This is a genomic window from Nocardia mexicana NBRC 108244 (assembly GCF_001613165.1).
Taxonomy (GTDB): domain Bacteria; phylum Actinomycetota; class Actinomycetes; order Mycobacteriales; family Mycobacteriaceae; genus Nocardia; species Nocardia mexicana.
On record NZ_BDBV01000110.1, the window covers coordinates 1 to 13,907 of the forward strand.

Here is a 13,907-nt window from a genome sequence, read left to right on the forward strand (position 1 = left end):
AGCGCCGCGTGAGCAAGACGGGATCCCGTGCGGCCGTTCGGGACAAGCACGAACGCAAGATCCTGGGGCTGTCCACCGGCCGCGCGGTGATCCTGGCCGCCGTGCTGTGCGCGCTGGCGCTGACCCTGGCCGTGCCGATGCGGACGTATTTCAGCCAGCGCAGCGAGTCCGCGCAGCTCGCGCAGGAGCGCACGGAGCTGGAGGGCGATCTGGCCCGGCTGCGCGATCGGCGGGCGCAGCAGCAGGATCCCGCCTACATCCGGTCCGAGGCGCGCGACCGGCTGCGGCTGGTCATGCCCGGCGAGACCGCCTACATCGTCCAGGTTCCCGGTATCGAGCAGCCCGCCGTGCCCGCGCAGCCGACCCGCGAGCGCCGCCCGGACCCCTGGTACACCGAGCTGTTCCGCAGCATGTCCAACCCGCAGCCCGCCGCGGCCGCGCCGGAATCCGATCCGGCCGTGCCGAATTCCGATGGTGCGGCCCCGCCGCCCCAGAACCCCGAAGGAGCGCCCCGGTGACCGAGCCCGCCTCTGACGCCGATCTGGAGATCGTCGCCCGGCAGTTGGGCCGTCCGCCGCGCGGCGTGCTCGCCGTCGCCTACCGCACCCCGGACGGCCAGCCGGCGGTGGTGAAGACCGCGCCGCGGCTGCCCGACGGCACGCCGTTCCCGACCCTGTACTACCTGACCGATCCGCGGCTCACCGCCGAGGCCAGCAGGCAGGAGGCCGCCGGGCTGATGCGGGGGATGTCCGAGCGGCTGCGCACCGACGCCGAACTCGCCGCCGGATACCGGGCCGCGCACGAGAGCTATCTGGCCGAGCGCAACGAAATCGAGTCGCTGGACACGGATTTCAGCGGTGGCGGCATGCCGGAGCGGGTGAAATGCTTGCACGTGCTGATGGCACACGCCCTGGCGAAGGGGCCCGGCGTGAATCAGCTCGGCGACGAGGCGGTGGCCCTGGCCGCCGATAACGGTCTGCGCGGCACCGCCGTTCCGGCAGACTGGCCGAAATACGAGCAGTACCACCATGATCCGGTGGGGAAGGACAGCGATGAGTGACCGGGTGGCCGCCGTCGATTGCGGCACGAATTCGATCCGGCTGCTGATCGCGGATGTCGGTGCGGACAAGCAACTGTCCGATGTGCACCGGGAGATGCGGATCGTGCGTCTGGGCCAAGGTGTCGACGCCACAGGCGAATTGAACTCGGAGGCGATCGAACGCACCCGGATCGCGCTGCACGACTACGTGGACCGGATGCTGGACGCGGGCGTGACCCGGGTGCGCATGGTCGCCACCTCCGCCACCCGCGACGCCCGCAACCGCGACGACTTCTTCACCGCGGCCGCAGCGGAATTGGGCCGCGTGGTGCCGGGCGCCCAGGCCGAGGTGATCACCGGCGACGAGGAGGCCCGGCTGTCGTTCTCCGGTGCGGTCGGCGAATTGTCCAGTGCCGAGGGGCCGTTCGTCGTCGTCGATCTGGGCGGCGGCTCGACGGAGGTGGTGCTGGGCAACAGCCACGGTGTCGAGGCGGCCTACTCCGCCGATATCGGCTGCGTCCGGATCACCGAGCGTTGCCTGCACGGCAATCCGCCCACGCCCGAAGAGGTCGTCTCCGCACGGTTTTTCGCCGCCCAGCGGCTGGCGCAGGCATTCGGGGTGGTACCGGTCGAGCGGGCGCACACCTGGGTCGGCGTCGCGGGCACCATGACCACGATCGCCGCGGTTGCGCTCAATTTGCCCGAATACGATTCGGAGCGTGTGCATCTCACCCGGCTGAGCCTGGAAGAGCTTCGGGCCGTATGTCATCGGCTGGTCAAGATGGACCACGACGAACGCGCCGCGCTCGGGCCGATGCACCCGGGCCGGGTGGATGTGATCGGCGGCGGCGCGGTCATCAGCGAGGTCTTAGCCGACGAGCTGGCCCGCCGCGCCGGCATCGGTGAGCTGATCGTCAGCGAGCACGACATCCTCGACGGCATCGCCATGTCCATCGCCTGACGTATTGCGTTGCGGGCGTGGTGAAATCACGCTCCGGTGCAGGCCGTCTGATGATGTCGGGGGTGTCGAACGACAGCGAACGCTCCGGCCGTGGGAACAGCTCCTTGTTCGCGGGCTGCCGGGGCGGTATCCGTATCTGTATAGGTGCAAGCCGCCGCTCCGCCGGACCTGCGGTCCGACATTTCGGCGTGATTCCGTTGCCGGGACGGCAAGGACCAGCACTGTGCCAAGTTGCCGGGCGTCGAATTGCGCAGATTGCGTGCATTCTGCGCATTGCCTGAACATTCTGATCGGAATCTACCTCATGGGGACAAGCGTCCAGTTACTCTGCCCTGCGGCGGTGGACCGGACCCGGTGCACCGAAACGATGCGACCGCCACCCTGGTTGCTGGAAAATTGCGTGACATGGAAAGGTCGAGCGCATGACGGGAGTAGTGCAGCGGTCCGGCCGACCCGCCGAGCGGACCCTGTTCGGGCAGCCGATGGGTTTGGCGAACCTCTTCGGGGTCGAGCTGTGGGAGCGGTTCTCCTACTACGGGATGGTCGCCATCCTCGGCTACTACCTGTACTACTCGGTGACCGACGGCGGACTCGGGATGAAGACGTCCACGGCGACGGGGATCGTCGGCGCCTACGGCGGGTTCGTCTACCTGGCGACCGTGCTCGGCGGCTGGATCGCCGACCGTGTCCTGGGCATGGAGCGCACCGTGTTCTACGGCGGCGTGGTGGTGATGGCGGGGCATATCGCGCTGGCGCTGCTGCCGGGCCTCGGCGGCGTCGGGGTGGGTCTGGTGCTGGTCGCGCTCGGCAGCGGCGCGCTCAAGGCCAATGCCTCCTCGCTGCTGGGCACCCTCTACGAGAAGGACGACCCGCGCCTGGACACCGGCTTCACGCTGTTCTACCTCGGCATCAATCTGGGCGGTTTCATCGGCCCGATGGTCACCGGCCTGCTGAACGACCACCTGGGCTTCCACTACGGATTCGGGGCCGCCGCGATCGGCATGGCGCTGGGCCTGACCCAGTACGCAGTGTTCCGGCGCAATCTCGGCGAGCACGGACGAGTGGTGCCGAACCCGTTGCCGCACAGTGAGATCGGCAAGTCGGTAGGTTTCGTCGCGGCGGTGATCGTGGTGGCCGTGCTGGCGATGGTGACCGGGCTGGTCACGCTGGACAACCTGCCCTGGGTGATCACGGGCGTGGTCGCCGTGGCCTCGATCGCCTACTTCGTGATCATGCTGACCAGTCCGAAGGTGAACCCGACCGAACGCACCCGGGTCCGCGCCTACATTCCGCTGTATGTCGCCACCGCCGTGTTCTTCTCGCTGTTCCAGCAGATCTTCACGGTGCTCACGGTGTACTCCGACGAGCGGATGAACTGGTCGATCTTCGGCTGGGACGCGCCGCCGAGCTGGGTCAGCTCGATCGATCCCGTGTGGATCATCGTGCTGTCGCCGCTGTTCGCGCTGCTGTGGGCGCGGCTGGGCACCCGCGCGCCCAGCACCCCGCGCAAGTTCTCCTACGGCGTCATCGGCATGGGCGCGGCCTTCCTGCTGTTCGTGCCGCTGGCCGGGATCGACGGCAAACAGGTGCCGGTGCTGCTGGTGTTCGTCATCATGAGCCTGTTCGCGGCCTCCGAACTGCTGCTGTCGCCGATCGGCCTGGCGGTGACGACTCAGCTTGCGCCGGAGGCGTTCCGCGCGCAGATGATGGCGCTGAACTTCTTCGCCATCGCGATCGGCACCTCGATGTCCGGTGTGCTGTCGAAGTACTACGACCCCGACCACGAGGTCGCCTACTTCGGCACCCTCGGTCTGATCACCATCGTGGTCGGTGTGGTCGTCCGATTCCTCGCCCCCTGGGTCAGCCGACATATGGAGGGCGTCCACTGAGCAAATCTCCGGAGAATTCCGAGACGCCCGTACAAATTCGGTAGGCTGACCGGACGCCCCCGTAGCCCAACTGGCAGAGGCAGCGGACTTAAAATCCGTCCAGTGTCGGTTCGATCCCGACCGGGGGCACTGTGGAATCGCAGGTATAACGCTGTTTTCGAGGTCGCCCGCCCAAGTCTCCGCCCCCGCGTCGCGACCCGATTCCGGTGAGCGCCCCGATACTCGCCCGACCGTCGGCCGCACCTGCCGAGTGTGTCCCTTTCGCCGCCCTCCCCGGCCCTGCCGTGCCCCGTTGGCACAATCACGACAGTGGCGTGTACCGGCCGCGAACCCTCCTCCGCCGCCACGGGTGAGGACGCCGTGCCGGGACAGCGATCATCGAGCAACGCTGGATTCCGGGTCACCGAGGGGCGGGAGTCACCGTGAGGATGGCTCGATAGGCGGCCGTATCGTGCGGTTCGCCGACGGGCCGTCCCTCGGCTTCGACCCAGGCGTGTGCCGCCGTGGGCGAGGTGCGCACCCCCGTCTTCCAGGTCGGCCAGCTGCCGTGGAGGCGGCACAGCAGCGCCGTGGCGACGGACCGTTGCAGGCAGTACTGGCCGGAACACCTTGTGCTGACCGCGATTACGGTCTGTCGGGCACGGAGGGCGCGGTCGTAGTCGGCCGGTGGTGCGCCTCGGCGCAGGACGGTCAGCGCGGTGCGGAGGCGCCGCGGTGGGAGGCGCAGCAGCATTCTCGCCGCGGCGACGGCGAGGTACGGCCCGAGGCGGCGGTGTAGCGGCGGCGCGGCGGGGTCGGCCAGCGACTGTTCGTGGCTCATACGGACCTCACGAGATCGGCGCGGGTCAGCTGGGTCAGGAGGTCCGCGACATCGGCCGCCGCCCGCCGACGATCGACCGGCCGGGTGTCGACCAGTGTGCGAACCATCTCGTCGGCCGTCGCGCCTGCCAGGAAGGCGTCGAGGATCTCGGCGCCGGTGGTGTTGAGTTGCCAGTATCGGCCGTGTCGTTCGTCCAGCAGGATCGTGCCGTCTTCGGTGGGGCACACGCTGACATCGTCGCGGAGTCGGTGCATTGCGGGGTTCTCCTCAGTGGTCGGCGCGGGTCAGATACGCGGGGACCGGGTGTGCGGCCAGATCTCGTAGCCACTCCTCGGCGCCCAGGGTGTTGTCCAATTGGGTGAAACCGCCGGTGAGGATGTGCGGGCTTGCCACCGCGCGGCGCAGTTCGGATCCGTCGACGATTCCGGCGGCGACGAGGCGCGAATCCTCGGCCCAGTCCATGAGGTCGCGCCGATGCGTCCGCAGGCCGGTGAACCACTCCTCGGTGCAGTGATCCTTGGTGCGGCGGTTGGCGATTCGCGGGGGAATGATCCCCGCCATGGCCTCGGCGAGCAGGGGTTTGTACGACCACGGGTCACGCGCGTATTCCGGCCGCACGCTCAGGCAGGCGTCGACCACCGCGTCGTCGCAGAACGGGCTGTCGGTCTCGAGGCCGGTCGGTCCCGCGACGTGGGCGAGGATCCTGGCGCCCCGGCCCGCTTCCTGAATCTGGTGTATCCAAGCATGTTTCCCGCGATCGTTCGCCAGGGGCGTTGCCTCGGTCGCGGCGGAGCGTACGAGTTCGCCGACCATGGTCGTGGCGTCGTCGTCGGCCCACGGCGGCAGGCGGAACCGCTCGCCCCATTCGCCCGGCGTCGAGGGGAGCGCGGGTGACGTTCCGGCGTCGCGCAGCTGGGTGCCTGCCGCGGCCAGCCAGTCGGAGTAGGTGCTCCGGTCGCTCAGCAGGCGAATGCTCGCGACCAGGCTCCAGCGGCCGCGCGCCCGCAATCCTTCGAGGTGCCGCAGGGCCGTGAGGGGTCGGCGGCGCAGCAATCCATACACGTACAGGACGTGCGGCAGGACCAGATAGTCGCCGCCGTGGCCCGTCAGTCGACATGATGCCCCCTGCGCGACCATGAGTTCGGCGATCGCTCGCTGCTGCGCCCGATCCCGGACGACGCCCATGGGCTCATCCGCGGGATCGTGGCGGTTGCGCAGTCCGTCGAGCAGCCCGGGCAGTCCCGCGGAGGGAAATGCCAGCCGTTCGATCCCGGGGAGATGGTCGGCGGCATGTCGGGCGTAGGCGCGGTCTTCGTTGCCCGGCGCCGACCAGTCCAGTGTGGCGGTGGCCAGGCGGGCCCCCGCCCGCGCGGCCAGAAAACACACCGACGTCGAATCCATGCCGCCGGACAGGTCCGCGCCCACGACCTCACCCGGACGGGCCCGCAGCGCCACCGCATCGTGCAGCGCGGCCCGCAGCGCCGCGGCGCCCTGATCGAGGGTCGAGTGCACCGGCGGGGGACGCCACCACCGCGACGTTCGGTGGCCGCCGTCGCGCTCGAGCACCACCGCCGCGTCGGCCGCGACGGCGTGCACTCCGCGAAACATCGCACGTCCACTCAGCGGATAGGGCAGTACGGGATAGGCGAGATGGGCCGCCAACTGGCGGATATCCACCTCGGCGTCGATCAGCCAGGCCAAGGTGCGCGCACGGTCCGCGCCGACCGTCACTCCGTCGACCGTGGCGTAGTAGCACCGGCGCGAGCCGGAGGCCGTGCCACGCAGGTAGCAGGTGCCGTCGATGGAGGCCGACAGGTGGTAGCTGCCGGGCAGGGACCGGGCCGTTGCTGCCAGGTCGGCGATTGCGCGCACCCTCCGAGCGCGGGACTCGAGTTCCGCGGGCGATACGGCGGACCGGCCGATGACGGCCAGCATCGTGTTCCCGGCTGTGGCCAGCGTCAGTTGATCCGCGCGCCACCTTCCCAGCAACCACGGCCGACCGGAAGGGTGTGCGATCACGTGGTCGGCCCGGGGCCGCAGGCGCGAAAGCATGTCGTCGCCGGTAGGACTGTCCGGCATGGCGACGAACCAGGATTGTGTATCGACGCGCATGATCAATCTCCAGGAATGGGGGCGGTGGCCCACGACCGCATCGGCCATGGGCCACCAAAGAACACCGACTAGTAGTTCGATCCCCACGCGCTCGGGTAGCCCTCGATGATCACATAGCTCGACCCGCGGGTCAGTTCGGTGAACTTCCCGACCTCCACCAGAATTGGCGGTTCGTACACGCTGTCCTCGTCGAATTTCCGAACGGAATCCATTGTCTGCACCTCGATTCTGCCGATACCTGCATCGAACATTTCCGTGCCGGTTCGATGCCTGCCCAAAGCTAGAAGCGGGCTCGCCGGAGGGGTCCGGCGATGATCGGATACAAGGTCCGGAGCAACGCGGAAGCGGCTAAACTGCCCTGGCCGGGTTCGAGGTCGGACAACGAGGACGGACGCATGGCGGGCGTCGGTGACAGGATTGCGGGCCGATACACACTGCGGGAGGTGTTCACCCGGGGCGGCGAGGGGATCGTCTGGCGGGCCACGGACGAAGACCTGGATCGGGATGTGGTACTCAAATGTCCCCGCTCCGACGATGCCGAGGGCGCGGCGCGATTGCGCACCGCCGCGCGCAATGCGGCGGCGCTGCGGCATCCGAATATCGTTGGCGTGCACAATATCTTCGAGCACGACGGTGTCTGCTGGCTGGTCATGGAGTATGTTCCCGGCCGCTCGCTCGCCGAGATCGCGCGCCGGGAGCGGAAACTCGACCCGCCGCACGCCGCCGCGGTCGGCGAGCAGATCGCGGGCGCATTGGCGCACTGTCATGATCGCGGCATCCTGCACTGCGATGTGTCGCCGGAGAACATCATCGTCACGGCCGACGGCGACGCCCTGCTGACCGACTTCGGCAGCTCCCTGGACCTGCGCAGCGCCGGGACGGGCGAAATGCCGAAAGCCGATGCGGCCCGGGGGAAGTGGCAGTATCTGGCGCCCGAGGTCGAGCGCGGCGGGCCCGCGAGCCCCAAGTCTGATGTGTTCGCGCTCGGCGCCTCGCTACTCGCCGTGACGGCCCGGCGGCGGCGCCCCGGGCCGCTCGACGCGCTGCTGACCCAGTTGACTCCGACCGGCCCGAATCACCGTCCGACGGCGGCGACCGCCGCGGCACGCTTCGCGCGCCTCGAACAGCCCCCGCGCGGGTGGGATCGCGCGGTGCTGCGCCGGGTGGCTCTCGGCGCCGCGGAATTGGCCGCTGTGGCACTGATAGTCGCGGCCGGGGTGGCCATGCCGGTCACCGCGGCGACCGACCTGTTCGGCGACCCGCAGACGGCCGACCCGTGCGCACTGGTCGATCCGGCGTCACTGGCCGAGTTCGGGCGGATCGACCTGACCACCGACGAAGGCAATTTCGACACCTGCGATCTGCGGGTGCGGGCGTGGGGGGAAGATTTCCATCCGGACATCGGCCGGGTCCGCCTGACGCTGACCATGCAGGCGCCCGCGCAGACCTCGCACGTCATGCTCACCCACGCGGGCAATGTCACCATCGTCTCCGAACCGGCCAGTGGCGCCAGATGCGTTCGGACGCTGATGCTTTCGAGCGGTGGAAACGTGGAGATCACCGGCGAGCGGCGGCTGCCCGACGGGCCCGATCCCTGCGCGCTGGCCGACGCCGCCGTCGAGTACGCGCGAAATGTGCTGTGGCACGGCCCGATTCCCCGCCGTCCCAGCCCGTTCCCGGCGGAGTCGCTGGCCCGTCACGAGGCCTGCGCCCTGGTCGACGCGGCGACCCTCGCCAAGGTGGCGGGCGTCGACGCGACGCACCCGTCCGCCGGATTCGGCCAGTGGTCCTGCCGCTGGGACAGCACCATCAACGGCCATGTCACGGTCCGCTACGACCGCGATTCACCGAAGACCGCCGCGGCGGGGCAGCCGCTGACCCTCGCCGGGCTGCCCAGCTTCCGCCGTGCGGAGGAGAACGACGACTGCATCGTGCAGATCCAATATCGGAGCTTCCGGGCGACCTCCGGCGGCGACCGGGCGGAGATCGTGGTGGTCAAGTTCTCGGGGGTGCGGCCACCGGCGCCGCGCTGCGAGACCGTGACCGACGTGGCGACCACCGTCGCGGCCAGCCTGACCCGATGACGTGCGCGGACCGGTCCGGTGCGGGCCGTGTGAGGCTCGGATCCCAACCGTAGGGAGGATGTCGTGCAGCAGAGAGCGGGTACGCCCGGACGTCGCGGCGTGTATGCACTGTCCGTATCGCAACACGGGCTGGCCAGAGGGGTCGGTGACGCGGAACCGGGCACGATCTCGGTGCTGTCGACGGCGGGCGGCGTGTGCGGGACCCCGGACGAGGGGAATGTCATCGAGTTCGGCCGCAACGTCGAGCAGGTCGATGTCGGGGTCGGCCAGGACGACCTGCGGATCAGCCGGGTGCACGGCAGCCTGGCGTTCCGTGAGCGCTGCTGGCAGCTCAGCAACACCGGCAGCGTGCCGATCCGGCTGCCCGACGCCCGGATGGTGTTCGAGGGCGAGGAGCCGTTCCCCCTGTGCACCGGCTACACCCCGATGTTCATTCGCGGATCCCACAATCGGGAGCATCTGCTGGAGGTCTACGTGACCGGCGTCGACGGCGCCCTCCCCGCGCCCCGGCACGAGCATGTGACCGACGCGCCCAGGCCGTGGCCGCTGGAACCGGAGGAGAAGCTGGTGCTGGTCGCGCTGGGCCAGCGGTATCTGTACCAGGAGCGCTGGCCGCAGCCGTGGACCTGGAAGGAGACGGCAGCCCTGCTCGTCGCGCTGCAACCGGAGGCGGGCTGGACCGAACGGCACGTCGCCGACCTGGTCGGTCGGGTCCGAGCGCGCCTGTCGGACAAGCGATATGCCCGCGGTTGCGGCCGGGAGCCGGTCGAGGGGCTGACCCGGGAACAGGTCGGCGAGCCCATCGGCAACATGCTCAACCACAACCTGCTGCACGAGCTCACCCAGTCGACCACCCTCGTGCCCCGCGACCTGCTCCTGCTCGACGAGCCCTGAACCCGAACGGATTTCGGTCACTCGGGCCCCCGGGGTGGCCACGCTAGCGGCGGTCGCGCCGGACCGGTCCGGGCGTGGGGGAGTGAACATCGGTCCGTGACATTCGGACAACGAGAGGCCCGATCATGACGTTCTTCCGCTCCACCCTGCTCGCTGCCGGGGGCACAGCCCTGGCCGGACTCGCGCTGTGCTCGGCGGCGCTCGCGGGCGTCTCCACCGCGGGCATGCCCGTCGTGACCGATGCGGTGGTGCTGACATCGCCCGCGGGGGTCGGTGCGATCGCCGGGCCGGTGGCTTCCGGTTCGGCGCAGCGACCACAGTTCGATCCCGGGCCTTACCCGAGCCTCGAGGACTGTGAACGCGCGCGAGCACGGTACTACGACCCGTCTCAACTGGAATGCGTACCGGTGTAGCGCCTTTCGATCTCCCGGCCGACCAGTCGGGCGAGGCGTGACCGCTCCCGAACCCGGAGCCCGTTGACGGTGGTCGATCGGGAGGTACGCTGTTCGTACGCGTACGAAAATGACGGGAGAGCGATGACCACCATCGACGTTGCCGAGGTAGGGGAGCGGTCCGCCCCGCCTCGGCCGGATGCCGAATTCGCGTCGGGGCCGAGTGTGGCGGGGCTCGTGCGCCCCTTCGCCCAGGGTTTCGCTGCCGTCGTCGTCCTGCAGATCGTCGGCGCCGTCGCGGGTCTGGCGCCACTGCTGGCGGTCGTGGAGTTGGGTCGGGTGCTGTTGTCCCCCGGCCCGATCGATCACGGTCACGTGTGGTTCGTGGTGACCGCCGGTGCCGTCGGCCTGTTCGTGCGGCTGGTGTGCACCGGCGCGTCATCCGGTGTCGGGCATCTGCTCGACGGCCGGGTGGAGCTCTCGTTTCGCCGACAGTTGGCGGCGCGGCTGGGGCAGGTGCCGATCGGCTGGTACTCGCGGCGCCGCACCGGTGAGCTGGCGAAGGTGGTCGGGCAGGACGTGAGTACCGTGCACCCGCTCATCGCGCACGCGCCCGGCGAGCTGGTGTCCGCATTCGTGGTGCCGCTGGTGTCGCTGATCTACCTGTGCACCGTGGACTGGCGGCTCACGCTGATCACGATGGTTCCGGTGGTGCTGGCGATCGCGCTGGTGCCACTGATGATGACCCCGAAGCGGCAGCGCGAACAGGTGGACTTCGACGAGGGGATGGGCCGGATCGCGAACGCGGCCATCGAGTTCGTCCAGGGCATCGCGGTGGTCAAGGCGTTCGGTGGCAGTGCGCGCGTGCACCGGAAATTCCGCACGGCCACAGACGATTTCGCCGATTCCTTCCTCCGCTGGGCGGTCGGCCTCTCCCCGATCGCCGCGGCCATGCAGCTGGTGCTGTCGCCGCCGTTCGTACTGGTGGTCGTGCTGATCGGCGGGACGGCACTGATCACGAACGGCGCACTGGCCCCGGCGGACCTGCTGCCCTTCCTGCTGCTGGGGCTGGGGCTGACGGCCCCGGTGGCGGCGCTCGGCCACGGTTTCGACGATCTGCAGGCCGCCCGCCGCGCGGTGGGACGCATCCGGGATGTGCTTGCGGTGCAGGCACTTCCGGAGCCGAAGCACCCGGTGGCGCCGCAGGGACACCGGGTGGAGCTGCGTGACGTTCGATTCGGCTACGACGAGCACGAGGTGCTGCGCGGTATCGATCTGGTGCTGGAGCCCGGGACGGTGACCGCGATCGTGGGACCGTCGGGCAGCGGAAAATCCACGCTGGTCCAGCTGCTGCCGCGGTTCTTCGACCCGGCCCACGGCGCCGTTCTCCTGGGCGGGGTCGATCTGCGCGAGCTGGGCAGCCGGGAGCTCTACCGGCAGATCTCCTTCGTCTTCCAGGACGTTCGCCTGCTGCGCGCATCGGTCGCGGACAATATCGCGCTGGCCGTGCCGCACGCCGACCTGGACGACGTGGTCCGCGTCGCCCGGCTGGCGAATATCCACGACCGAATCCTGCAGCTGCCGCACGGCTACGATTCGGTGATCGGTGTGGACGCCGAGCTGTCGGGCGGTGAGGCGCAACGGATCTCGCTCGCCCGGGCATTGCTCGCCGATACGCCCGTGCTGGTGCTCGACGAGGCCACCTCCTTCGCCGATCCGCAGACCGAACACGCGGTGCGCCAAGCGCTCTCGACGCTCGCGGGCGACCGCACGCGGCTGGTCATCGCCCATCGGCTGGAGACCGTCGCCGACGCCGACACCGTGGTGGTGCTCGAGGACGGAGAGATCGTCGAACGCGGCAGGCCCGCCGAACTGCTGGAGCGCGGCGGCAGGTTCGCGGAGTTCTGGCGGTCACACCGGTCGGCGATCGCCGACGAGATCGAAATCCACACCGGCGCAATGGGAGACGACCCCCGATGATTCGATTGCTACTGCAGGTGCTGGGGCACGAGTATGCCCGGCCGGTGCGCCGCACCGTGGCCCTGATGACGGTGACCGCCGTGGCCGAGGGCTTGTCCTACGCGCTGCTGGTTCCGGTGCTGCGGGCACTGTTCGGGAGCACGCCCGGCGATGCGCGGCCCTGGCTGGCCGCGTTCGGAGCCGCGGTCGCGGTCTACGCGGTGCTGCGCTATCGCAGCGATCTGTCCGGATTCCGCGTCGGCACAACACTGTTGCGCGGCGTGTACCGGCGGCTCGGCGATCATCTGGCCCGCCTGCCCCTCGGCTGGTACTCCGCCGGGCGCGTCGGCGAGGTGTCGGTGCTGGCCAGTCAGGGTGTCCTGCAGGCGATGAGCGTGATCGCGCACCTGCTGTCACCGCTCATCTCCGCGTCCGTGACGCCGCTGACGATCGTCGCCGTGATGCTCGTATTCCATTGGCAGCTGGGGCTGGCCGCGCTGGTCGCCGTCCCGGTGGTGGCGGCGGTCCAGGTGTGGACGGGACGTTCGGTGGCCGCCACCGATGCCGAGCGTCACGAACGCGGCGACGAGGCGACCGGGCGGGTCATCGAGTACCTGCAGGCCCAGCCGGTGCTGCGGGCCGGTGGCCGGACCGCCGAACGCTTCCGGTTCCTCGACGATTCGCTGTCCGAACTCGAGCGCGCGGGTCGTCGCTCGACGCTGTCGGCGCTGCCCGGCATCGTCGGACTGACGCTCACGGTGCAGGCGGTGTTCACCGCGCTGCTGGCCCTGGGCGCCTATCTCGCGCTCGGCGGGGCTGGGTTGCCTGGTCGCTCCGCAGGCTCCGCTCCTGTCGGCGCGGCAGAGGTTTTGGCGATCCTGGTGCTCGCCGCTCGCTGCGCGGATCCGCTGCTGTCGCTGACGGATATCGGCGGCAAGCTGCGCGCCGCCCGGACCGAGCTGGCCCGGCTCGATGCGGTGTTGCGCACCGAGTCGCTGCCCGAGCCCCGCGAACCGGTCCGGCCGATCCGCCACGACCTGGAGTTCGAGTCCGTCGCCTTCCGGCACGGCGACCGCACGGTCATCGATGACGTGTCGCTGTCCGTCCCGGCGGGGCAGCGGCTGGCCGTGGTCGGGCCGTCCGGTGCGGGGAAGAGCACGGTGCTGCAGCTGCTCGCGCGGTTCTACGACGTGGACGCGGGCGCGGTGCGCGTGGGTGGCGTGGATGTGCGCGCGATCGGCACCGAGGCGCTGATGGAGCAGATCGCCATCGTGTTTCAGAACGTCTATCTCTTCGACGGCACCATCGAGGAGAACGTGCGCCTCGGCCGCCCCGGCGCCGATGCCGCCCAGGTGCGCGCGGCGGCGACCGCGGCCCGGCTGGACGAGGTGATCGAGCGGCTGCCCGGCGGCTGGTCGGCGCATGTCGGCGAGGGTGGCGCGCTGCTGTCCGGCGGTGAGCGCCAACGTGTTTCGATCGCCCGCGCGCTGTTGAAGGATGCGCCCATCGTGCTGCTGGACGAGGTGACCTCGGCCCTGGACCCGGTGAACGAGGCCGCCGTCCACGACGGTATCGAGCGCCTGATGGCGGGCCGCACCGTGGTGATGGTCGCGCACCGGCTGCGCACCGTGCAGCGCGCCGACCGCATCGTCTTCCTCGACGGCGGCCGGATCGTCGAGGACGGCACCCACGACGATCTGCTGCGCCAGGGCGGCCGCTACGCCGACTTCTGGAATCTCGCGCCGGCCCGCCTGTGA

The 13,907-nt window shown here is 69.8% G+C and carries 13 protein-coding genes and 1 tRNA gene; 10 read left to right on the forward strand and 4 right to left on the reverse strand.

The window, feature by feature from the left end; genetic code table 11:
• The 5 genes from NM1_RS35175 to NM1_RS35195 form a co-directional block, all read left to right on the forward strand.
• The coding region (locus tag NM1_RS35175; protein WP_255286256.1) for an FtsB family cell division protein at positions 1-518 on the forward strand (518 nt) is incomplete at its 5' end.
• Positions 515-1,060, forward strand: a complete 546-nt coding sequence (locus NM1_RS35180) for a DUF501 domain-containing protein (protein WP_068030414.1) — start codon at positions 515-517, stop codon at positions 1,058-1,060. The genes NM1_RS35175 and NM1_RS35180, both read left to right, overlap by 4 nt.
• The gene (locus NM1_RS35185; RefSeq protein WP_068030417.1) at positions 1,053-2,000 is read left to right on the forward strand and encodes a Ppx/GppA phosphatase family protein; all 948 of its coding nucleotides are present in this window, start codon (positions 1,053-1,055) and stop codon (positions 1,998-2,000) included. The genes NM1_RS35180 and NM1_RS35185 overlap by 8 nt, the downstream gene beginning before the upstream one ends.
• A gap of 422 nt (positions 2,001-2,422) precedes the next feature.
• Positions 2,423-3,889 (forward strand): peptide MFS transporter, encoded by a 1,467-nt coding sequence (locus NM1_RS35190; protein WP_068030421.1) that lies wholly within the window; start codon positions 2,423-2,425, stop codon positions 3,887-3,889.
• Positions 3,890-3,944: 55 nt separating this feature from the next.
• Positions 3,945-4,018, forward strand: a tRNA-Leu gene (locus NM1_RS35195).
• A 271-nt stretch (positions 4,019-4,289) separates the two neighbouring features.
• On the opposite strand, the gene NM1_RS35200 is transcribed toward NM1_RS35195, so the two are convergent.
• From NM1_RS35200 to NM1_RS35215, 4 genes are all read right to left on the reverse strand, one after another.
• Positions 4,290-4,709, reverse strand: a complete 420-nt coding sequence (locus NM1_RS35200; RefSeq protein ID WP_068030424.1) for a lasso peptide biosynthesis B2 protein — start codon at positions 4,707-4,709, stop codon at positions 4,290-4,292.
• Positions 4,706-4,963 (reverse strand): lasso peptide biosynthesis PqqD family chaperone, encoded by a 258-nt coding sequence (locus NM1_RS35205; protein WP_068030427.1) that lies wholly within the window; start codon positions 4,961-4,963, stop codon positions 4,706-4,708. Before NM1_RS35205 ends, NM1_RS35200 begins: the two co-directional genes overlap by 4 nt.
• A gap of 13 nt (positions 4,964-4,976) precedes the next feature.
• A complete protein-coding gene (locus NM1_RS35210; RefSeq protein ID WP_068030509.1) occupies positions 4,977-6,821 on the reverse strand; it encodes an asparagine synthase-related protein in 1,845 nt (614 codons plus the stop codon).
• A 68-nt stretch (positions 6,822-6,889) separates the two neighbouring features.
• Positions 6,890-7,033 carry a lasso RiPP family leader peptide-containing protein gene (locus tag NM1_RS35215; protein WP_169814375.1) on the reverse strand — a complete coding sequence of 48 codons (144 nt, stop codon included), beginning with the start codon at positions 7,031-7,033 and terminating at the stop codon, positions 6,890-6,892.
• A gap of 183 nt (positions 7,034-7,216) precedes the next feature.
• Here NM1_RS35215 and NM1_RS35220 point away from each other — a divergent pair, with 183 nt between their 5' ends.
• The 5 genes from NM1_RS35220 (at position 7,217) to NM1_RS35240 (ending at position 13,907) form a co-directional block, all read left to right on the forward strand.
• Complete coding sequence (locus NM1_RS35220; protein ID WP_169814376.1) at positions 7,217-8,905, forward strand: protein kinase domain-containing protein; 1,689 nt, start codon at positions 7,217-7,219, stop codon at positions 8,903-8,905.
• A 63-nt stretch (positions 8,906-8,968) separates the two neighbouring features.
• The gene (locus NM1_RS35225) at positions 8,969-9,799 is read left to right on the forward strand and encodes a hypothetical protein (RefSeq protein WP_211339355.1); all 831 of its coding nucleotides are present in this window, start codon (positions 8,969-8,971) and stop codon (positions 9,797-9,799) included.
• A 125-nt stretch (positions 9,800-9,924) separates the two neighbouring features.
• A complete protein-coding gene (locus NM1_RS35230; protein WP_068030433.1) occupies positions 9,925-10,212 on the forward strand; it encodes a hypothetical protein in 288 nt (95 codons plus the stop codon).
• A 123-nt stretch (positions 10,213-10,335) separates the two neighbouring features.
• On the forward strand, positions 10,336-12,171 hold the full coding sequence (locus NM1_RS35235; RefSeq protein ID WP_068030436.1) for an ABC transporter ATP-binding protein: 1,836 nt from the start codon (positions 10,336-10,338) through the stop codon (positions 12,169-12,171).
• Entirely contained in the window at positions 12,168-13,907 is a 1,740-nt protein-coding gene (locus tag NM1_RS35240) for an ABC transporter ATP-binding protein (protein ID WP_068030439.1), read from the forward strand. The genes NM1_RS35235 and NM1_RS35240 overlap by 4 nt, the downstream gene beginning before the upstream one ends.